Genomic DNA, 18,453 nt, shown 5'->3' on the forward strand with positions numbered 1-18,453 from the left:
ACTTTCGCTTTACCCGAGCAAGAGTTCATATCAAAATGTTAGAATATCTATACAGTTCTTGCATGTTCTACCAGGAATGCAATAGGGGCTGGGACAGAACTAGCTAAAACATCTGCACTGGCTTCACAAGCAAGTTGTGAGAAAACCACTCACTTCAGCAAGTTGTGAGAAAACCACTCACAACTTGCTTTATTTACTGCACCCACAGCTTCCACCAGAACCACAGCCGCCACTACAAGACATGCTATCGAAGTATGGATTTCCGGTTGGTACTTTTATATTCTCTGATACTTCATGTGCAAGAATGGTACTTATTTCATTTAATAATTGCTCTAGCTCACGTTCAGCAGCTTTAAACGCTATGACACTTTCATAGTTATCAAGCTCACGTTTGGCCACCCTAATTTCAGTTGTGACTGTTTCAAAATCAGGATGATATTTCCCGAAGCGTTGCACTTCCTCGTATCTATCCTTCCAAGTAGAAAATCGTTTAATCGATTCCTGGGCTTCCTTATCTTGTTCTAATTTATATTTACATTGCTGATAATGGGCAAAGATTTCAGACGAGACTACCATTTTTGCAATCGTATCTGAACCGGTAAGAATATCAACAGATGTCATCATCGTAATCATAAAAGATGCACCTCCTCATGCAAGTATACCATGAAAGCTGGACAACTTACAGATGGCGCTCATTGGAAAGTGATACTTGCTTGGGACTCCATGATACAGCGCTTGTCTTCTTTAAGATGTTCCATTAATTGAAGCAATGCCTCATCTTTCTTCTTAGCTTCAATCATCACATCAAGCCTTTTTGTTCGACTTGCTATCATTTCAAAAAAGAGGAGCAACCGTTCAGGATTAATAAAATCGTGGTGACTTTTGTCCATGTCACCATCCCTCGGGCTTGAGACATGGATTTTAACGGTAAGTGGACTTCTTTCCCACGTGGCAAGCACTCGTTCCCATAAATCGGAAAGATGACTTTCCGAAGGGTTGATATCATGATGATGTAAGTCGACAATCACCGGGATTTCAAGCTTCTCACCTAAATATAACGCGTCCTCAATCGTATAAATTGTGTCATCATTTTCTAACATAATCATTTGACTAATGGACTTTGGAATATCTGAAAAATTGTCTACAAACGTCTCAAGCCCATCAAGTTTTCCTTCTTTTGCACCACCTATATGTAAGACGCACCGATGCTTCGGGTCAATCCCCATTCCTTTTAGTAATTTATAGTGATAAAGTAAGGTTTGAAGTGATCTTTGAAAGATCTCTTTTGACTTATTATTTAACACGACAAAATGGTCAGGATGAAAGTCAATTCTCATCTCACGTTCATTCACAAACTGTCCGATCTCTTTTAGTTGAGGCATTAGTGCTTTTTCATACTTCCACCCTTCTGTTAACGGATGATTGACTAATGGAACAAGCCTTGATGATAATCTAAAAAAATCAATATCATAGGCTGCATTGTGCTTTAATAATCGCAGGCAATTGCTAAGGTTAGATTTCGCTATTTTTTCTAACCTTCGTATTGCAGCTTCAGTGTCTTGTAATTTAGAGAATTGTGTAGCTGTCATCGTTTGTGAGGGGGATGCGTTTTGCAGTTTCTCACTCATTGCGACATATCCAAATTTAACTAACACTTTAATTCCTCCTCATATCTTATATTTAGCCTATTTGACTTACCACTGTATTCCTTCTATAATTCTTGCGACAATGAATTTTTTGAGTAAGAAGGTGTCCGTATTGAATATAGTCACATTTAACCCTTTTCGAACGATAGGTATGCCGAACATTAAATATGTAAAACCAGAGCATATGTTTGAAGAACGAGAAAAAATAGCTGAAGCAGATATCTGTTTATTTCCTGAAAACTGGCAAGTCAATGCGCTTGTGTATGGGATGAAAAAGAACATATTCCCTAGTATCCAGTCCGTTCAACTAGGTTTTAATAAAATTGAAGTAACCAGAGCCTTATGGAGCGTGTGTCCGGAACACGTTCCGAAAACAGAAATATTAGGGCGTAATGATGCAAATATAAATAAAGTTCTTGCTACCTTTCCATATCCTTTTGTAGCAAAAGAAATTAGGAGCTCCATGGGTAAAGGTGTTTTCCTTATCGAAAACCAACAACAATTTTATGAATATGCTGAGAATAATCCGTATTTTTATGTCCAAGAATATTTGCCAATTGATAAAGACATTCGTATTTGTTTTGTGGGAGATAAAGTCATTTCCTCGTATTGGAGAATTAATGAGCGAAATACGTTTCGCAATAATGTCGCTCAAGGTGCCAGAATTTCCTTTGATGATGTTCCACAAGAAGCGATTACGTTGGTTGAAAAAACAGCCAAAGCTTTAGGAATCAATCATGCAGGATTTGATGTTGTCATAGCAGGAGGAAAGCCTTATTTCCTAGAGTTTAATATATTGTTCGGAAATCAAGGCTTTCAACAACAGGGCATATCTGTTGAAAAAATTATTTATAGCTATTTACAGGAAATGTACAAGCCTACTCCGTAACCGTTACTGAAAATTCGTCAACTAATCCATAAGGTTTCCCATCATTTTGAGCCACTTCTACTTTAATTGTGTGTTCACCTTGAGGGAGACCTTTTATTATAAAGCCTGAGCGGTAAATAGAATCAATAAGTGTTCCATTCAGATATAGTTGAAGATGACCCTCTCCAGAAACATGTGCTTTCCCGCTATTTTCTTTACTAAACGAAAAGTCATCAATAATCACTTCAATATAAATATCATTCTCTTTCACTTCATGAATCATCTTCATTTCACGTTCTCCTTGAACAGCTACAGAAATAATTCCATTTGAATGAAGTGGAATGACTCGGAGATGATGAAACGTTTCATCACTTCCTTCTTCTGCTGAAGGGCAAGCTGCTGCTGGAACAAGTCCTGTACACATAAATACGAATAAACAAATTATTATTTTTTTCATTCGGATCCTCCTTATCTGTCTCTTTCTTCCACTATTATTAACAGATTAGGATTGTTTATCCTCTGGCCTTTCAATGTTCTTAACGTAGTTCCAGCCGTGAACCGAAAAAAAGACAAAAAACCCATAGCCGAAATGGAGCATTTCGCATGCTATGAGTCCCTGATTACTGAGGTGGTGGACCTTGGGGATTGGATGAGTTCATCTGTAACATTTGGAGCATCATCATCGCTAGATTAAGATTTCCTTGTAGCTTTTCTACCCTTTGAGGAAAAGTTTTTCCATAGAAATGGTTGGCTTGCTTCTCTAATTCTTTTATTGAGTATGGCTCCCGGCCTAACCGTCTGTACCAGTGAGGGTGCTGACGGATAAAATTTCTAAGCTCGGGCTTATTAACAACATACATAAAAACATCTTGTCGCACTACACACCCTCCCTTAATCTAGATTAATGTTGCTTAAAAGAGAACGGGTTGTCTTGATTTCCAGAGTCGGATTGTTGCGTTTGTTGTTGGTTCGATCCTTGACCTCCGCCACCTTGAAAGGTTTGCATGAGCCCTTGAATATTAGATAAGATACCACTAAATTGAGTGAGATGACCTTGCAGATCATTTACATTGATTTTCTTTAATAAATCTAAAACATTTGGACTATTATTGCTTTTTTCAGCTGATTCAGTATTTTCATCTGATTGAGCTTTAGTTGTATCTGTCGACTCATCCTCCACTGTTTCATTACCCGCTTCTGTTTGATTTTTAACATATTTATAGGTAGCCCAGCTTTCATGATTCTCACCTAAAATCGTCCATTCCTCATAGATATCTTGCCAGTTCTTCCGTCCTTCTTTTACTTCTTTCACAAGAGTTGGATGCTCTTTCACAAACTTCTTGAATGCTTGAACAGAAGGATGCAATGAGCGTTTTTTTCCCATTTCTGTCCCTCCTTACCTCAAATCCTTATCACTACATTCTATAATTGGGCACTCAAAATGGTGCGCCCATTTTCATTGTATTTGCCTATAATTGCTATTGTTGTTACATTAAAAAGAACGGATCAAAGAAATGAGGATTAAGTAGAATGAATACAAAGGTAGAACAACTTTTTCAAACGTTTGTAGAAAACGCAAATAAAGAAGATTTTGAGACACTTGAAACAATCTTAAATGGTTTGGTTCAAAAACAACAGGGGAACTATCATACATATTTAGCCGCTATAACTAATTCGAATGCAACACCACTTGAAAATGGAAGTTTTCAAATGACTGCACCAATTCAACCGTTAATTGAAAATCCGCTACGAATCGTCCATGGTGGAATGACGGCTTTACTTCTTGATAGTACAATGGGGAGCATGTTAGCTTATAAGCTACCAAAAGACCAAGCGGCTGTTACTGTTGAAATGAAAGTCAACTATATTAAACCTGGAACGGGTAAAGAACTAATCTGTATTTCATCTGTTGTTCATATTGGAAAACAATTATGTATGGCAGAGGGAAAAGTATACAATGATAAAGGAACATTAATAGCAACAGGGACTGGAACTTTTTTTATCATTTCACGAAAGTAAAGGGGGATGTTACTTGTTGGTTGCTGCAATCGTTATCCCTATCTTATTTTTCGTCTTTTTCATTGTGACAAAGAAAGAACGGAAAAAGTATGACCGTCTTTGGAAAAGACTAGGAGATGTTGAAGAAATCGATACAGTAAAAGGAATCGTTGCAAGTAAAATTACAGACAAAAAAAGGTTCTATCAACATCGATATTATGTGTCCATTGAATTTCGTATCCAAACAAATACAAACAAAAGTATTAGAGCTATCTATGAAAAACCAATACAATTCACTGAAGAAGTTGAACATGAGCCCCCTTGGAAAACCGGAGATGCTCTCACTCTATACGGATCCTGGGATAATCAACAATTTCGTGTGAATCGTATAAAAGAGGGGCTGGAACAATAAAAAGGGTGGGACAAAAGGTTGTTTACCTTTTGTCCCACCCTCTAAAGCAAGTTGTGAGTGGGTTTCTCACAACTTGCTTTGTGGCAAGTGAAGCCATTGTTTTACTCGGCTGGTGGTGTATTATTTATTTTTTCAGCTTGCTTATATGCATCGACCATGCCCCAAATCCACAAGATTGGCGTTGTAATAAAACCGATAATAACAAACATGAGCAATACCGATATCGCGTAAGCCACAATAAATGCGATACCTTTAGCAATCTGCCCATTATAAATCTGTCCTAGACCAGAATAGAAAAAGCTTAATACGGCAGCAATCCCTGAATTTTTCATGCATTTCCCCCTTTATTATCATCACTTACTACCTAATAAATGATGAGAGAAGGGAGAATAGAACTGAATTATGGCAATGTTGGCCACGGGGTCATAAAGTTTTGTGTATAATACGCTTCATGTACACCAACACCTAAATGTGTAAATTCTTCACTTAATAAATTCTTACGGTGGCCTTCACTATTTAACCAGCCTTCCACAGCAGCAATTGAATCTACATAATTGGCTGCAATGTTTTCTCCAGCAATTTGGTATTTCACTTCCCCTTCATCTAAACGGTCACCTAATTCACCCTTTGTCGGGGAAACATGAGAGAAATAGTTATTCACATTCATATCTTCACTATGCCTATAAGCAACTTTGGCAACTTTGGCATCCCATTGAAGTGGATCCATCTCGTGTAATAATCGAATCGCATTTGTTATATCTAGAACTTGTTGCTCTGCCCCTTCTTCAATCGCTTTCCACTGCTCTAGTGAAGGTTCTTCCACTTCAGGCAGTGTTCCGCGATAAGTAAGCGAGTAGGGTCTCTTTTTTAATAAAACATCTGTTGTGAGGAATCGGACACTTGAAAGCTTATTTGTAAACGAATCAAAATAAAGTTGAGCCCAATGCCCGTTAAAACTAACTAACGGATGAGTTTTAAATTCGTTTGTCTCCAATTCAAAGCGATAGGAAGAACGATTCGCTTCAACAGAAACGTGGTGTTCCATATCGACGTATTCCTCTATATCTTCTCTACTGGTTCCGCTGATAAATGGTTCAGAAGGAACATGTGGTCCAATCGCAAATACGGTAACCACTTTGTTGTTTTCTACCCCTGCTTGAATATATCCATCTTCCCCTAAATCATAAACCCACCATTCATATCCATAGAGAGAAGGATCTTTTCTATCTGGAGCGCCTAACTCTTCAATTAGTTTTGTTGCCTTCTCCTCTAACAGCTTATCAAGTGTAAATGACGTGCTTTCATAATTCATTACCTGTTCTTGTTCTGGTTCCTCTTTGATTACTTCTATGGCAGGTTCATCATCGTATGTTTCTTCTATCTCAATTTCTTCTTCTGAAGGACTCGAAAAATCAAATGTAAACTCAGCCATAATAAATAGTAGAAATAAGGCAACGACGAATATACCGCATCCTAGACGTTTCATATGATGCTCCTCTCCCTTTTTGTTTATATCTCTTTCTATATAGCTCTTAACGATTCCTGCTATAAACTACGCATACGACAATCTTAGAAGAACTTCGCCGTTTTCTCCTAAAAAATAAGCGATAAACTAGAGGGCACTGAAAAAGTTAACAAAAAGATGAACCATCCAGTTAAAAACCAGATGGCTCACCTTTATCTAAGTTCATCCTAGTGATGCACTTCTTGACTTTCTGAAATTTCACTTAGGGCATACCCTGCTTCATCTATAGTTCCACGGTGTACGGCTAAGTCTTTTAAAGCTACAATCCCGACAAGCTTGTTATTTTCAACTATTGGTAGACGACGAATTTGCTTGTCCGCCATTAAATTTGCAGCATCATCAATTGACATATCTGGGGTTGCTGTAATTAGGTTATCGGTCATAATATCTGTTACTTGAGTAGAGTTTGGTCGTTTTTCTGCCACTCCCCGAATTACGATATCACGGTCAGTTATCATACCAAGTAAACGCTCTTCTTCACAAATTGGAATCGCACCTACATTCAAATCCTTCATTTTCACAGCAACTTCATATACATTATCTACTGGTGTACAAAACTCAACAGAAGTAGTCATTATATCGCGTAAATGTTCCATAATGTAAGTCCTCCTAAATAAATATCGTCGTACAAAGATAATATCCCCTTAAAGGTCTTTAACCATTCTTAAGGTCTGATAAACATTTGAGTCCAATAGTGGCGACCACTTCCACCTTGGGCATACCCGACTCCAATGTGAGTCGTATCTCTACTTAAGATATTTCGACGATGTCCTTCACTATTCATCCATGCTCGAACTACCTGTTCTGGTGTTGTTTGTCCCATAGCAATGTTTTCAGATGCACTTCGATAAGAAATACCAAAATCTCGAATCATATCAAATGGCGAACCATATGTTGGTGATTGATGAGCAAAATAATTACGGTCTCTCATATCTGCCGACTTAAATCTTGCCACACGTGAAAGCTGCCAATTTGGCGTTAGTGCAGGTAATCCGTATTTTGCACGTTCTTGATTTGTTAGCTGGATTACTTGATGCTCTATTCGTTTCACAGCATCAAACAATGGAATAGTAAGCCGTTGCCCTGGATAAATCAAGTTAGGATTCGGGATATGTGGATTTGCTTCAATAATTTCGCTTAATCCTACTTCATATCTTACTGATATTTTCCACATCGTATCCCCAGGTTGCACAGTATGTGTTGTCGTATCTTGGGCAAAACTATGTGTAGGAATAGCAAATAACAAAAAAGCCATACTAGCAACAATTACCCATTTGAAAAGTCCTTTCACTATGAATCCCCCTTTATATGATTTTTATCTCACAACTTAGTGTGACCAAAATAGGAGGATTTCTTTCATAAAACTTTCTACATTATTCGTTGCATCTTAGTTCGTTTCATACTATCATTAGTAAGTAAAGTAATTGTTCGATTTGTTCTAGGAGGGAATATTATGAAATTTGAAGATAGTGGTATTGGTCAACAAGAGGTTAAATTTTCAAAGCTACAATATGCAGCTGAATCAATTGGCCTTGTTCATGCCGGTCAATGGGATTATGAGCGAGTCACTTTTGATTATAAAATAGCTAGTAATGAAGAAAACGTTACATATTATTTACGAGTCCATGGCTATGCGATTGAAGGAGAAATTCCTTCACCTGATGCAAAAGTTAAATTGCTTGACCCTATTTTAGGGAAGCATTATTATCCACATGGTGTTGAGTATGAGGATGAAAATTTCTCAAAAAGTCTTGTGGATAAGTGTAAAAACAAATTAAAGCAGTTTAAAGAAAAATTAGGACAAGAATAAATACTAACCAAAAAAAAGCCACTCGGCTTTTTTTTATTGTTCATTTTTAATGATTGTTACAATTCGATAAGAGTCTTGATAAGGTAATAATACATAGGAAATATCGAGTGGGATTGTTTCAATTTGACCAAATTTATCTTCTGTTTCTTCTATTTCATTGACATGTGCATAATACTCATTATGTTCATTTATTTTTACATCCAAAACAGTTTGTTCGACTAGAGTTAACCGCTTGTTGTTTTGCAGGTCCGAGACATACCTACGCACAAGATGATAAAATGTTGTGTTGGCAACCAAATACGGTTCCACATCATTAAACCTTCCACCATTTACTGCATCTACCAATTGTTCTTTATACTCTTTTATAAATAAACTGACATCTTCTACTTCTTGCTCAGATACATCCGATAATTCCCCTATATCATCTCCACAACCTGTTAAGACAAGGGTGGAAAGTAAAAAAACGATTGCCCAATTTTTTATCTTCATTTTCAGTACTCCTTTGTCTAAAGTCTACTTTATAGAGTACTGTATATGAAGAGAAACTTCAACTTTCGACAAGCACATTCAATTAATCTTCAAAATGAATGGCCTCTACTACGACATCAATTGTTTCAATAGTAAACCCAGTGATTTCTTCTATTTCCGTTTTCACAGCATTTTGAATGGTTATCGTCATATTCGGAATACACTGTCCGTATAAATAAGATAGCTTTATTTTTAAGGAAATGTTTGTGTCCTCGACCGAAACATGGATTCCTCTCTTATAATTTTTTTGAAGTGCTGCTGTCATTCTGTCCTTTAACATCGGTACTAATTTAACTGAAGGTGAAAAGCTGTTCACAACGTGTTCTGTTAAATCTAACACAACTTTTTCCTCAATATACAACTGACCATCTTGTAATCGATTTGTAAGCAATGTGTTTCTCTCCCTTCTGTTTGACTAAGTAATTAAAGATTGGACAATTCATTGAAAACATGGGTAAACTCTGTTAATCTTCTTCCTAACGTACTATAATATGATATAGAGAGGTTTTTTGCGTAGAGAGGAGTTTGAAATTGGCACAATACTTTACTAAAAAGGTAGTTATCACCGTACTTACGATCATACTTATTATCATATTAGGTTATTACATTTTACCGGTATCTTTGCCACTACTGTTTGCATTTTTTAGTGCACTTATCCTATCACCAGCAGTTTCACTGTTACAGGATAAATTAAAACTAAAACGCAATCTTGCTGTTATGATTGTATTTACTCTATTTGTATTCTCGATTGGGCTGGGTGGTTACTTTATTATTACAAAAGCTGTTACCCAAGGAGTACAACTAGTAGAAAATTTACCTACTTATATAAATGATATTAATAGAGCTTGGCTAGATTTCCAAAGAAATCTTGAAGATCAATATGAAGATTTACCGCCTGACTTAGTTTTTGAAATTAATACTCAAGTCACTCATTATTTAACAACCTTACGCCAAGATATCGGAAACCGTAATTTAATAAATGATATAACATCGCTTATCACCAAAATACCTGCTTATTTAGTTACATTTATCGTATATTTAATAGCATTGTTTCTGTTTATGCTTGAACTTCCTAGACTAAAGACTAAGTTATATTCTTACTTCTCAGTGAAGACGGCTGATCGCGTCAATTTTATGGTGTCACGGTTATCCTATGTTATCTCTGGATTTATAAAAGCTCAGTTTTTAGTGAGCATTGTCATTTTTGTTGTCTCACTCATTGGCTTATTAATTATTGCTCCTGAAGTGGCATTACTAATGGCATTTATTATTTGGATTATAGACTTTATACCAATCATTGGATCTATAGCCATCCTTGGTCCTTGGGCTTTGTTTCACCTTTTCACTGGCGATGTTGCCTTAGGGACACAGCTTTTAATTCTTGCCGGAGTATTGCTTGTCATTCGTCGTACAGTTGAACCAAAAGTAATGGGTCAACACATTGGACTCTCTCCACTCGCCACGCTAATAGCAATGTACTTAGGTTTAATGCTGTTTGGTGTCATTGGGTTTATCATTGGCCCACTTATTGTGATTGCGTTCACTTCAGCTAAAGAAGCTGGCATTATTAAATTTAGTTTTAAAATTTAACTGTTCTTACTACTACAATGATAGGGTATCCAAAGGTAAAACCAGACCTTCTGGATACCCTTTTTAAAGGGGTGATTTCTATGAACATTCGTCGTGCGACCGAAATGGATTATGAGCCTCTAGCAAAACTTATGATTACGCTAGGTTACCCTACTACAAAAGAAGAAATGAGAACGAGGCTCCACAAAATTAGCAAACATCATGACTATGAAACATTTGTTGCAGAAGAAGGAACACATGTTATTGGTATGGTTGGAATCTGCCTTCAATTGTCCTATGAAACAAATCATACGTATGTACGAATCATTAGTATGGTTGTTGAGGAAAATTGCCGAAAGCAAGGTGTAGGAAAAAAACTACTTGAGGTAGTTCAAGGGTGGGCCAAAGAGCGTGGATCATCAGCTATTGTATTAAACAGTGGCAATCGTACTGAACGGCAGAGTGCTCATGCTTTTTATCAAAAACTCGGATTTATTGGAAAAAGCACTGGCTATTATAAGTTAATTTATTAGTAGGCAAACTCTTATTGCTTTACAAATGGAAAAAGCAGGCTCTGTAACGCTGCCTTCCCTTTGTAAGGCTTTTTGTTTTGCAAAAGCACTTTAACGCTCGCGTTTCATATACTAAGTGTAAGCTCAGTAAAGGTGTGATTATATATGGCCATTATTACTGGAAAACAGTATATAAATCGAATAGATGATTTACAAAATGAGGTTTGGATTGAGGGAGAACGAGTAGAAGGAAAGCTCTCCTTACATCCCGCCTTTCGAGGGATTTTAAAGAGCAAGGGTTTATTGTATGACATGCAGCATGACCCTTCTGCACAATCAGTTTTAACAAGAACCGATAACGAATGTGATGAACTCATTAATTTTTCCTTTAAACAACCAGTAACAATGGAAGACTTACAAAAAAGAAAAGAAGCCATTCAACTTTGGGCAAGAAAAAGTGGTGGCACCATCGGACGATCTCCGGATTATATTAATACAGCTATTATGACATTGGCTACATCTCACACGTATTTTGATGAACCATATGCTACTTCAATTAAAACCATTTATAATGAATCAAAAAAAAAGGACTTATCTTTCACTCATACATTTATTAATCCACAAGCAAATCGCTCTCCCCATTATTTCGAATCTCTTCAAGAACAAACAAAAGAACAAATCATTGCTGCAAAAATAATAGAAAAGAAAGAACAAGGAATTGTGATTCATGGAGCTAGGCTACTTGCTACACAAGGTGGAATGACAGATGAGATATTAGTATTGCCCGTAGGTGGAGATACATTAGATGACAATTATATTTATGCTTTCGCAATCCCCTCAAATACCCCAGGTTTACGCTTTTTATGTCGTGAACCATATGCTAGTCAAGCAACTAGTTCGTATGACCATCCTTTTACGTACCAATTTGACGAGATTGATTCTGTTGTCGTTTTCGATCATGTGTTAGTTCCTTGGGAGCGTGTTTTTATTTATCAACAAAAAGATATAGTTCGTAGGCTATCAATTGATACTAACTTAACTGAAATGTTGCTTTTCCAAGCTATCTCTAGACAAGTCGTAAAAACAGAATTCTTACTAGGAATTTGCGAATCCATAGCAACAACGATTTCAGTCCATGAATACCAACATGTCCAGGATAAAATCAGTGAAGTAATCACTACCTTTGAAATCATGAAATCATTGTTAGAATCATCGATAAATGGGGCTGCACCAAACCGTTTTGGTACGATGGTTCCTGCTAGAAATCCATTAATGGTTGCATCTACGTACTATCAAAAAACATATCCTCGCCTAATTGAAATACTTCATCTTCTTGGAGCTAGTGGTTTAATTGCACTGCCAACAGAAAATGATTTTTCTTCTTCGATTGGAGCTGATTTACACCAATATTTACAAGCTAAAAATGCAAAAGCAAAAGAACGTGTCCAATTATTCCGCTTAGCATGGGATTTAACGATGAGTCCTTTTGGGTCAAGACAAACTCAATACGAACGTTTTTTCTTCGGAGATCCAATTCGACAATCCTCATATTTATACCAAGCGTATGACAAAAGCTTCTTTATAAAACAGATCAAAGAATTTCTAAAAAATTGTACCACATAATCACCTTTAGAAGCATGTATAGGATAATAGACAAACTAACGTGGAGTTCTTCTTACTTTATTCAAAAAAAAGAGCATTTGGCCTTAAAGTACCGACCAACTGCTCTTATTTTTAATAATAAGGGGAAATCATAATATAAACCAATACCCCTGTAAAACTTACATAAAGCCAAATTGGCATTGTCCATCTAGCGATCTTACGATGACGTGCATTCTCCATATTCCATGCTCTAGCTACAGCTGTTAATGCTAAAGGTACGATAACAGCAGCTAGTACAATATGTGTTATCAACACAAAATAATAAATTGAACGTAAAAAACCATCCCCTCCGTACGTCGTTGCAGGAGCAAGTAAGTGATGCGCTATATACGTCACTAAGAAGAAAGTAGTAGTAATGAATGCCGAATAGATAAATCGTTTATGCCAAGTTATATTTTTCTTAATAATTGATATTAAGGCTAATACAAGGAATATAAACGTAAACGTATTAAAAATTGCATTCATCATTGGTAATATTCTTATATTAAATAAGTCAAACCCTTCCACCGGAGGCATACCAGCTAGTACTGCTACAATACCATTTATAATAACCGTAAGAATGATTATAATCGGCTTATAATTTCGCTTTTTGTGATTATCAACAGTTTGTTCCATGATCTCACTCCATTCTCCTAAAAATCAAACAACTTATATTATACACAAGTTCACTCCAATATAATATTACAATCCAATGAACAATAAGAAAAACCGCGTAGCGGTGTTTTCTTATAAGCAAGGAGCGAAGCCACTGCCCTTTTTTTAAAAGTGATTTAATAAGTGTCTTTCTTATTAAATTACGCGCAGTGAGCGAAGCCACCGCCCTCTTCGAATAATCCTTACATTTTTCCTGAAAACAACAGGGGCTGGGATAGAACTTGCTAAAACATATGCACTGGCTTTACTCGCCACAAAGCCCGTTGTGAGAAACCCACTCACAACGGGCTTTAAAAGATAGTGACGGTTTCGCTCATAGCTTAGAGGGTGTGACAAAAGGTTAAAAAACAACCTTTTGTCACACCCTCTGTAATCTTATATTAATACTTTGTTACACCTAGTAGTAACATCAAAGCTGCAATCGCAATCACTGCGATAACCATACCTGATACCATAAAAGTGTTAACCCATCCATGGTCCTTATCCTTCATATGCATGAAGAATAATAACTGTAGGAAAAGTTGAATCACAGCTAGAATCAAGATAAAAGGTATAGCAAATGTAACCGGAATTAAATCACTTGCTACTGCAACGAATGCAAGAATCGTTAAGAAAATCATCAGGGCAAAAGAGATAACCTGTTTCTTTTGCTCTGCATTTGTCTTTCTTTTTTCTTCTTCTGACATTGCACTTTTAGAAAACGGTTGACTTAAATTATCTCCCATATGATTAACCTCCTATCCCCATGAGATAAACCACGCTAAAGATGAATACCCATACAACGTCGATGAAATGCCAGTATAAACTAGCTACATAGAATTTAGGTGCATTCGTTAACGTAATACCTGCACGTCTGTAACGGATTAATAAAGTTGTAATCCAGCAAAGGCCAAAAAGTACGTGAGCTCCGTGAAGTCCAACTAGCGTATAGAAAGAAGAAGCAAAAGCACTAGTTGAAAAGCCTAGTCCATAATGGTGCGTATACTCATAGAACTCATAAATCTCAAATCCTAAAAACGCAAGACCTAGTAATACGGTAACCCAAAGCCATACAATCATTTTCTTAAACTGATTTTTTTTCATGGCATACATCGCAAGAACACTTGTTAATGAACTTGTTAAAAGTAACATGGTCATAACAAATACTAACGGTAATGAGAAAATATCTGCTGGTCCAGGTCCATCACCTACACCACTTTTTAATCCTAAATACGTTCCGAAAAACGTTGCAAATAACACGGTTTCTCCACCAAGGAAAAACCAAAAACCTAGAAACTTATTTTTACCTTCTAACGTGGCTCTCTCCGGATGAGGAGGAAGCCCTTTTGAATGATCAACTGTACCTGCCATTAGGCTTACCCCCTTTCCTTAATATCCTTAACTGGAATATAGTAGCCATGATCTTCTTTTACTGAACGAGCAAACATTGAACCAAAGGTAATGACAAATCCGATACCAGCTACCAATAGCGGTGGAACTGTTGGATTGTCGAAGCCCATCATTACAAATCCGAAACCTACCCAGAATAAACCGAATGACATAATGAATGGAATTATCGAACCGTTAGGCATATGAATGTCAGCTAAAGGCTCAGCTGGTTTCATCTTGCCATCGCCATGCACTTTTTCATAGAACAATGGATCTAATGAACGAACAAGTGGTGTTTGTGCAAAGTTATACTCTGGTACAGGACTTCCACAAGCCCATTCAAGTGTACGAGCATCCCAAGGATCGTCTCCTGTTTGTTGGTCTTTACGGTATGCTGAGTACACAACATTAATGACTAGTACGATAATACCTGCTGACATAAAGAATGTTCCAAGTGTACTAACAAGGTTCATGCCATCTAAACCTTGATCCCCTAAATATGTGTATACACGACGTGGCATACCCATTAAGCCAAGGAAATGCTGGATGAAGAATGTTAAATGGAATCCAATGTAGAAAAGGACAAAGAATAATTTTCCTAATGTTTCGTTTAATTTGTGACCAAACATTAATGGATACCAGTAGAATAAGCCTGCAAAAATAGCCATTACGATACCACCAACAATAATGTAGTGGAAGTGAGCTACTACGAAATACGTATCTTGGTATAAATGGTCAACTGGTGCCATTGCAAGCATTACCCCAGTAACCCCACCTAGTACGAACGTTGGTACGAAAGAAGAAGCAAATAACATCGCTGTATTAAATGTAATTTTCCCGCCCCACATCGTAAATAACCAGTTAAAGATTTTAATACCAGTCGGTACCGCAATCATCATCGTTGCAATCGCAAAAATAGAGTTTGAAATTGGACCAAGTCCAACGGTAAACATATGGTGAACCCAAACCATGAAGCCTAAGAATGCAATTACGATTGTAGCAAACACCATTGCTGTATAACCGAAAAGACGTTTTCTTGACATTGCTGGAATAACTTCAGAAATAATACCGAATGCAGGTAATACAAGAATATATACCTCAGGGTGACCAAAGATCCAGAAAATATGTTGCCATAATACAGCGTTACCCCCCATATCAGGGATAAAGAACTGACCTTCAAACAATCGGTCTAGCATAAGAAGAGCTAAACCAGCTGCAAGTGGTGTAAACGCAAAAAGAATAAGCATTGATGTAATAAAACCAGTCCATACGAACAATGGTAGTCTCATCATTGTCATACCAGGAGCTCTCATATTGATAATGGTTACTAGGAAGTTAATCCCCGAAACTAACGTACCAATACCGGCAACCTGTAACCCGAGAACGTAGAAGTCTAAACCACTTCCTGCGTAATCTCGACTAGAGAGCGGTACATATGCTGTCCAACCTGCATCAGGTCCGCCTCCGAAAAACCAACTTAAGTTAGTTAAAAATGCTCCAAAGAAGAAAATCCAAAATCCTAATGAGTTCACAAAAGGAAAGGCAACGTCACGTGCACCTATTTGCAATGGAATGACATAGTTCATAAATGCAAATAAAAGTGGTGTTGCAACAAAGAATAGCATGACTGTTCCATGCATAGTAAGGAGCTCGTTAAACGTTTGCCCACTTACAAATGTATTTTCAGGGTACATAAGCTGAATTCTCATGAATAAAGCCATAATACCGGCTTGAACAAAATAAAGTGTACCTGCTACCAAGTATAGAATAGCAATCTTCTTATGGTCGACTGTTGTTAGCCAATCCCATAGTACACTTTTTGACTTTTTTTCCGTAGCCAATGGTGTAACCTCCTTATTCCCTAACTTTTAACGAATTTAAGTAAGCAAGTAATGCTGTCATATCTTCATCACTAATGTCAGGAAACGCTGGCATGTTATTGCCTTGCTTCAATGACTTAGGATCACGAATCCATGCTTCAAGGTTTTCGTCATTAAACTCTAGGTAGCCGGCAATCGTTTCACGTTCACCAAAGTTTGTTAATGTTGGGCCTGTTGCAGCCCCCATTCCACCTACAGCATGACAGCCAAGACATGTTTGTTGTTCAAATACTTCACGACCTTGTTGAGCTAATGTTTCCACTGGCTCTTCTACGTCAGCTTGCATACTTTCAACCCACGCATCATATTCAGGTCTTTCAAGTGCAATTAGTTTGAAATCCATAAGCGCATGCTCAGGTCCACATAACTCCGCACATTTTCCTTTATAAACACCAGGATACGAAGCTTCAAGCCATAAATGGTTTGTGATACCAGGAATCGTATCTACTTTACCACCTAATGCAGGAACCCAAAATGAATGGATAACATCCTGTCCATGAAGTTCAAATACTACTTTTTCTCCTACTGGGATATACACATCTTGACCAGCAGTAAATCCTTCATCCTCATAATCAAACTGCCACCAGAATTGGTGTCCTGTTACTTTAATTGTAACAGCTCCTTCATGATCTTCATCATGTTCGGTATCAGCTAACATAAATGATCCAGTTACAGTTGGAACGGCTAAAATCGCAAGAAGTAAAATCGGAATGACCGTCCATGTAATTTCTAATGCCGTGCTTCCATGTACCTGTTTCGGGTAAGCATCGTCACCCGGTTTTCTTCTAAACTTAAATAGAATAATAAAGAAGATAGCAAATACTACAACTGATACAAAAGTCATAATCACTAATGACAAAATCATGTAATCATAAAGCCATTGCGATTGTGGACCTTTTGGATCAAGAGCAGTTAAATTCGCTTCACCACACCCTGCCATAAGAAGCATAAGCAGAGATAATGGTATGATTCGCCATGCATTTTTCCAGTTTTTCATCTGAAAATCAAACCTCGCTTTCACTCTGTAGTTCCACTTTTTCTGTCTACTTGTTAGTCAATATTTTATAAGTGAACAATGACCATTAGAACAAATAGAATAGTTAGGTAGTTCAAAGAATAAACAAACATAAGACGAGCCCATTTAATGTCATCCTTCATTTTAAAGCCAGCTATCCCTAACACTAACCAGCCTATACCTAATACTGCTGCGATAACCGTATAAACGATCCCAAACGGATATAGCATTAAAGACACCGGTAGTAATGCCGCAACATAAACAACCATTTGTCTTTTTGTCACTTCAAATCCCGCAACAACAGGTAACATCGGTATACCAGCTGCACGATATTCCTCAACGCGTTTCATAGCTAACGCTAAGAAATGCGGTGGTTGCCAAAAGAACATAATGAAAAATAATAACCATGCATAAGAATGTAAACCTGGGTCAACGACCGCCCAGCCAATTAATGGTGGAACAGCACCAGATACACTTCCAACTACTGTATTAAAAGTAGTTGTCCTTTTTGTCCACATTGTATATAAGACAACATAAACAAACAGCCCGATAATACCGATTATCGCTGCAGTAGCATTAGCTAGTGATAATAGAATAATACCAATTGCTGATTGCATAAGCCCTACTAATAGAACATGAGTACCTTGAAACCTACCATTCACAGAAGGTCGGTCCTTTGTACGTTCCATAACCGGGTCAATGTCGCGGTCAATAAAGTTATTTAATGTACAGCCACCAGCCATAACCAAACCAGCACCAATTAGTGCAAAAAGGACGAGATGAAATTGATCTAGCAAGCTTACCCCTGTATATTTCGCTGCCAGGAAAACCCCTGCAAAAGTGGTTATTAGATTTGAAGTAACAATCCCCATTTTAGCAAGAGTTAAGTAATCTTTCCACGATTTTTCTTGAGATAAAGTCATTGAATTTGATGTTTGGTTTATTACGTCGCTTGCGTCTATAGCTGTATTGGACTTATTCATCCACAATTCACCCCCTTTTTAGC

General features: G+C 37.2%; 24 protein-coding genes. 7 read left to right on the forward strand and 17 right to left on the reverse strand.

Annotation, left to right across the window (positions count from 1 at the left end; genetic code table 11):
- Nucleotides 1–189: 189 nt before the first annotated feature.
- Together BK585_RS16310 and uvsE are read right to left on the reverse strand one after the other, a co-directional pair.
- Nucleotides 190–633 carry a YlbF/YmcA family competence regulator gene (locus BK585_RS16310; protein WP_078554893.1) on the reverse strand — a complete coding sequence of 148 codons (444 nt, stop codon included), beginning with the start codon at nucleotides 631–633 and terminating at the stop codon, nucleotides 190–192.
- A gap of 59 nt (nucleotides 634–692) precedes the next feature.
- Nucleotides 693–1,655, reverse strand: a complete 963-nt coding sequence (gene uvsE / locus BK585_RS16315) for a UV DNA damage repair endonuclease UvsE (protein WP_078554894.1) — start codon at nucleotides 1,653–1,655, stop codon at nucleotides 693–695.
- 103 nt (nucleotides 1,656–1,758) lie between these two features.
- Here uvsE and BK585_RS16320 point away from each other — a divergent pair, with 103 nt between their 5' ends.
- Nucleotides 1,759–2,535, forward strand: coding sequence for an ATP-grasp domain-containing protein (locus BK585_RS16320; RefSeq protein WP_078554896.1), 777 nt, complete (start codon nucleotides 1,759–1,761; stop codon nucleotides 2,533–2,535).
- Here BK585_RS16320 and BK585_RS16325 read toward each other — a convergent pair.
- From BK585_RS16325 to ylbD, 3 genes are all read right to left on the reverse strand, one after another.
- Nucleotides 2,525–2,971, reverse strand: a complete 447-nt coding sequence (locus BK585_RS16325) for a hypothetical protein (protein ID WP_078554897.1) — start codon at nucleotides 2,969–2,971, stop codon at nucleotides 2,525–2,527. The two genes, BK585_RS16320 and BK585_RS16325, sit on opposite strands and share 11 nt — an antisense overlap.
- A gap of 163 nt (nucleotides 2,972–3,134) precedes the next feature.
- Nucleotides 3,135–3,392 (reverse strand): YlbE-like family protein, encoded by a 258-nt coding sequence (locus BK585_RS16330; protein ID WP_078554898.1) that lies wholly within the window; start codon nucleotides 3,390–3,392, stop codon nucleotides 3,135–3,137.
- A 23-nt stretch (nucleotides 3,393–3,415) separates the two neighbouring features.
- Entirely contained in the window at nucleotides 3,416–3,898 is a 483-nt protein-coding gene (ylbD, locus tag BK585_RS16335) for a spore coat protein YlbD (RefSeq protein WP_078554900.1), read from the reverse strand.
- Between the two features lie 146 nt (nucleotides 3,899–4,044).
- On the opposite strand from ylbD, the gene BK585_RS16340 reads away from it, so the two are divergent.
- Both BK585_RS16340 and BK585_RS16345 read left to right on the forward strand, forming a co-directional pair.
- Nucleotides 4,045–4,533: a PaaI family thioesterase gene (locus BK585_RS16340; protein ID WP_078554901.1), complete on the forward strand. Its 489-nt coding sequence runs from the start codon at nucleotides 4,045–4,047 to the stop codon at nucleotides 4,531–4,533.
- A gap of 13 nt (nucleotides 4,534–4,546) precedes the next feature.
- Nucleotides 4,547–4,924: a hypothetical protein gene (locus BK585_RS16345; RefSeq protein ID WP_078554903.1), complete on the forward strand. Its 378-nt coding sequence runs from the start codon at nucleotides 4,547–4,549 to the stop codon at nucleotides 4,922–4,924.
- Nucleotides 4,925–5,025: 101 nt separating this feature from the next.
- On the opposite strand, the gene BK585_RS16350 is transcribed toward BK585_RS16345, so the two are convergent.
- The 4 genes from BK585_RS16350 to safA all read right to left on the reverse strand — a co-directional run bounded on the left by BK585_RS16350 (nucleotide 5,026) and on the right by safA (nucleotide 7,704).
- Nucleotides 5,026–5,256, reverse strand: coding sequence for a hypothetical protein (locus BK585_RS16350; RefSeq protein WP_078554904.1), 231 nt, complete (start codon nucleotides 5,254–5,256; stop codon nucleotides 5,026–5,028).
- A 68-nt stretch (nucleotides 5,257–5,324) separates the two neighbouring features.
- Nucleotides 5,325–6,410 carry a CAP domain-containing protein gene (locus BK585_RS16355; protein ID WP_078554905.1) on the reverse strand — a complete coding sequence of 362 codons (1,086 nt, stop codon included), beginning with the start codon at nucleotides 6,408–6,410 and terminating at the stop codon, nucleotides 5,325–5,327.
- A 206-nt stretch (nucleotides 6,411–6,616) separates the two neighbouring features.
- Nucleotides 6,617–7,045, reverse strand: coding sequence for a CBS domain-containing protein (locus BK585_RS16360; RefSeq protein ID WP_078554907.1), 429 nt, complete (start codon nucleotides 7,043–7,045; stop codon nucleotides 6,617–6,619).
- Nucleotides 7,046–7,113: 68 nt separating this feature from the next.
- Nucleotides 7,114–7,704, reverse strand: a complete 591-nt coding sequence (gene safA, locus BK585_RS16365; RefSeq protein WP_078556854.1) for a SafA/ExsA family spore coat assembly protein — start codon at nucleotides 7,702–7,704, stop codon at nucleotides 7,114–7,116.
- Nucleotides 7,705–7,902: 198 nt separating this feature from the next.
- Here safA and BK585_RS16370 point away from each other — a divergent pair, with 198 nt between their 5' ends.
- Entirely contained in the window at nucleotides 7,903–8,259 is a 357-nt protein-coding gene (locus BK585_RS16370) for a YugN family protein (RefSeq protein WP_078554909.1), read from the forward strand.
- 33 nt (nucleotides 8,260–8,292) lie between these two features.
- Here BK585_RS16370 and BK585_RS16375 read toward each other — a convergent pair whose 3' ends face one another.
- Both BK585_RS16375 and BK585_RS16380 read right to left on the reverse strand, forming a co-directional pair.
- Nucleotides 8,293–8,748: a TcaA NTF2-like domain-containing protein gene (locus BK585_RS16375; RefSeq protein ID WP_078554910.1), complete on the reverse strand. Its 456-nt coding sequence runs from the start codon at nucleotides 8,746–8,748 to the stop codon at nucleotides 8,293–8,295.
- A gap of 82 nt (nucleotides 8,749–8,830) precedes the next feature.
- Nucleotides 8,831–9,178: an Asp23/Gls24 family envelope stress response protein gene (locus BK585_RS16380; protein ID WP_078554911.1), complete on the reverse strand. Its 348-nt coding sequence runs from the start codon at nucleotides 9,176–9,178 to the stop codon at nucleotides 8,831–8,833.
- A 140-nt stretch (nucleotides 9,179–9,318) separates the two neighbouring features.
- Here BK585_RS16380 and ytvI point away from each other — a divergent pair, with 140 nt between their 5' ends.
- The 3 genes from ytvI to hpaB all read left to right on the forward strand — a co-directional run bounded on the left by ytvI (nucleotide 9,319) and on the right by hpaB (nucleotide 12,491).
- Nucleotides 9,319–10,377, forward strand: coding sequence for a sporulation integral membrane protein YtvI (ytvI, locus tag BK585_RS16385; RefSeq protein ID WP_078554913.1), 1,059 nt, complete (start codon nucleotides 9,319–9,321; stop codon nucleotides 10,375–10,377).
- 80 nt (nucleotides 10,378–10,457) lie between these two features.
- Nucleotides 10,458–10,889, forward strand: a complete 432-nt coding sequence (locus BK585_RS16390) for a GNAT family N-acetyltransferase (RefSeq protein WP_245805851.1) — start codon at nucleotides 10,458–10,460, stop codon at nucleotides 10,887–10,889.
- A 144-nt stretch (nucleotides 10,890–11,033) separates the two neighbouring features.
- A complete protein-coding gene (gene hpaB, locus BK585_RS16395) occupies nucleotides 11,034–12,491 on the forward strand; it encodes a 4-hydroxyphenylacetate 3-monooxygenase, oxygenase component (protein WP_078554914.1) in 1,458 nt (485 codons plus the stop codon).
- A gap of 111 nt (nucleotides 12,492–12,602) precedes the next feature.
- Here the strand turns inward: hpaB and BK585_RS16400 are convergent, their stop codons facing one another.
- From BK585_RS16400 to cyoE, 6 genes are all read right to left on the reverse strand, one after another.
- A complete protein-coding gene (locus tag BK585_RS16400) occupies nucleotides 12,603–13,145 on the reverse strand; it encodes a DUF420 domain-containing protein (protein ID WP_078554916.1) in 543 nt (180 codons plus the stop codon).
- Between the two features lie 419 nt (nucleotides 13,146–13,564).
- The gene (locus BK585_RS16405; RefSeq protein ID WP_078554917.1) at nucleotides 13,565–13,909 is read right to left on the reverse strand and encodes a cytochrome C oxidase subunit IV family protein; all 345 of its coding nucleotides are present in this window, start codon (nucleotides 13,907–13,909) and stop codon (nucleotides 13,565–13,567) included.
- 4 nt (nucleotides 13,910–13,913) lie between these two features.
- Nucleotides 13,914–14,534, reverse strand: coding sequence for a cytochrome (ubi)quinol oxidase subunit III (locus BK585_RS16410; RefSeq protein ID WP_078554919.1), 621 nt, complete (start codon nucleotides 14,532–14,534; stop codon nucleotides 13,914–13,916).
- 5 nt (nucleotides 14,535–14,539) lie between these two features.
- Nucleotides 14,540–16,393: a cytochrome c oxidase subunit I gene (gene ctaD / locus BK585_RS16415; RefSeq protein ID WP_078554920.1), complete on the reverse strand. Its 1,854-nt coding sequence runs from the start codon at nucleotides 16,391–16,393 to the stop codon at nucleotides 14,540–14,542.
- Between the two features lie 13 nt (nucleotides 16,394–16,406).
- Entirely contained in the window at nucleotides 16,407–17,429 is a 1,023-nt protein-coding gene (gene coxB, locus BK585_RS16420; protein WP_078556858.1) for a cytochrome c oxidase subunit II, read from the reverse strand.
- A 65-nt stretch (nucleotides 17,430–17,494) separates the two neighbouring features.
- Nucleotides 17,495–18,430 carry a heme o synthase gene (gene cyoE / locus BK585_RS16425; protein ID WP_078554921.1) on the reverse strand — a complete coding sequence of 312 codons (936 nt, stop codon included), beginning with the start codon at nucleotides 18,428–18,430 and terminating at the stop codon, nucleotides 17,495–17,497.
- Nucleotides 18,431–18,453 lie beyond the last annotated feature (23 nt).

Origin of the sequence: Bacillus alkalicellulosilyticus, from assembly GCF_002019795.1 — a bacterium.
In the GTDB taxonomy this organism is placed as follows: domain Bacteria; phylum Bacillota; class Bacilli; order Bacillales; family Bacillaceae_F; genus Bacillus_AO; species Bacillus_AO alkalicellulosilyticum.

Bases quoted from the DNA above. Each gene is read 5' to 3' on its own strand.
- BK585_RS16310 (WP_078554893.1), bottom strand. From the start codon at position 633: ATGATTACGATGATGACATCTGTTGATATTCTTACCGGTTCAGATACG.
- BK585_RS16325 (WP_078554897.1), bottom strand. From the start codon at position 2,971: ATGAAAAAAATAATAATTTGTTTATTCGTATTTATGTGTACAGGACTT.
- ylbD (WP_078554900.1), bottom strand. From the start codon at position 3,898: ATGGGAAAAAAACGCTCATTGCATCCTTCTGTTCAAGCATTCAAGAAG.
- BK585_RS16340 (WP_078554901.1), top strand. From the start codon at position 4,045: ATGAATACAAAGGTAGAACAACTTTTTCAAACGTTTGTAGAAAACGCA.
- BK585_RS16350 (WP_078554904.1), bottom strand. From the start codon at position 5,256: ATGAAAAATTCAGGGATTGCTGCCGTATTAAGCTTTTTCTATTCTGGT.
- BK585_RS16355 (WP_078554905.1), bottom strand. From the start codon at position 6,410: ATGAAACGTCTAGGATGCGGTATATTCGTCGTTGCCTTATTTCTACTA.
- BK585_RS16360 (WP_078554907.1), bottom strand. From the start codon at position 7,045: ATGGAACATTTACGCGATATAATGACTACTTCTGTTGAGTTTTGTACA.
- safA (WP_078556854.1), bottom strand. From the start codon at position 7,704: ATGGCTTTTTTGTTATTTGCTATTCCTACACATAGTTTTGCCCAAGAT.
- BK585_RS16370 (WP_078554909.1), top strand. From the start codon at position 7,903: ATGAAATTTGAAGATAGTGGTATTGGTCAACAAGAGGTTAAATTTTCA.
- BK585_RS16375 (WP_078554910.1), bottom strand. From the start codon at position 8,748: ATGAAGATAAAAAATTGGGCAATCGTTTTTTTACTTTCCACCCTTGTC.
- BK585_RS16390 (WP_245805851.1), top strand. From the start codon at position 10,458: ATGAACATTCGTCGTGCGACCGAAATGGATTATGAGCCTCTAGCAAAA.
- hpaB (WP_078554914.1), top strand. From the start codon at position 11,034: ATGGCCATTATTACTGGAAAACAGTATATAAATCGAATAGATGATTTA.
- BK585_RS16400 (WP_078554916.1), bottom strand. From the start codon at position 13,145: ATGGAACAAACTGTTGATAATCACAAAAAGCGAAATTATAAGCCGATT.
- BK585_RS16405 (WP_078554917.1), bottom strand. From the start codon at position 13,909: ATGGGAGATAATTTAAGTCAACCGTTTTCTAAAAGTGCAATGTCAGAA.
- BK585_RS16410 (WP_078554919.1), bottom strand. From the start codon at position 14,534: ATGGCAGGTACAGTTGATCATTCAAAAGGGCTTCCTCCTCATCCGGAG.
- coxB (WP_078556858.1), bottom strand. From the start codon at position 17,429: ATGAAAAACTGGAAAAATGCATGGCGAATCATACCATTATCTCTGCTT.
- cyoE (WP_078554921.1), bottom strand. From the start codon at position 18,430: ATGAATAAGTCCAATACAGCTATAGACGCAAGCGACGTAATAAACCAA.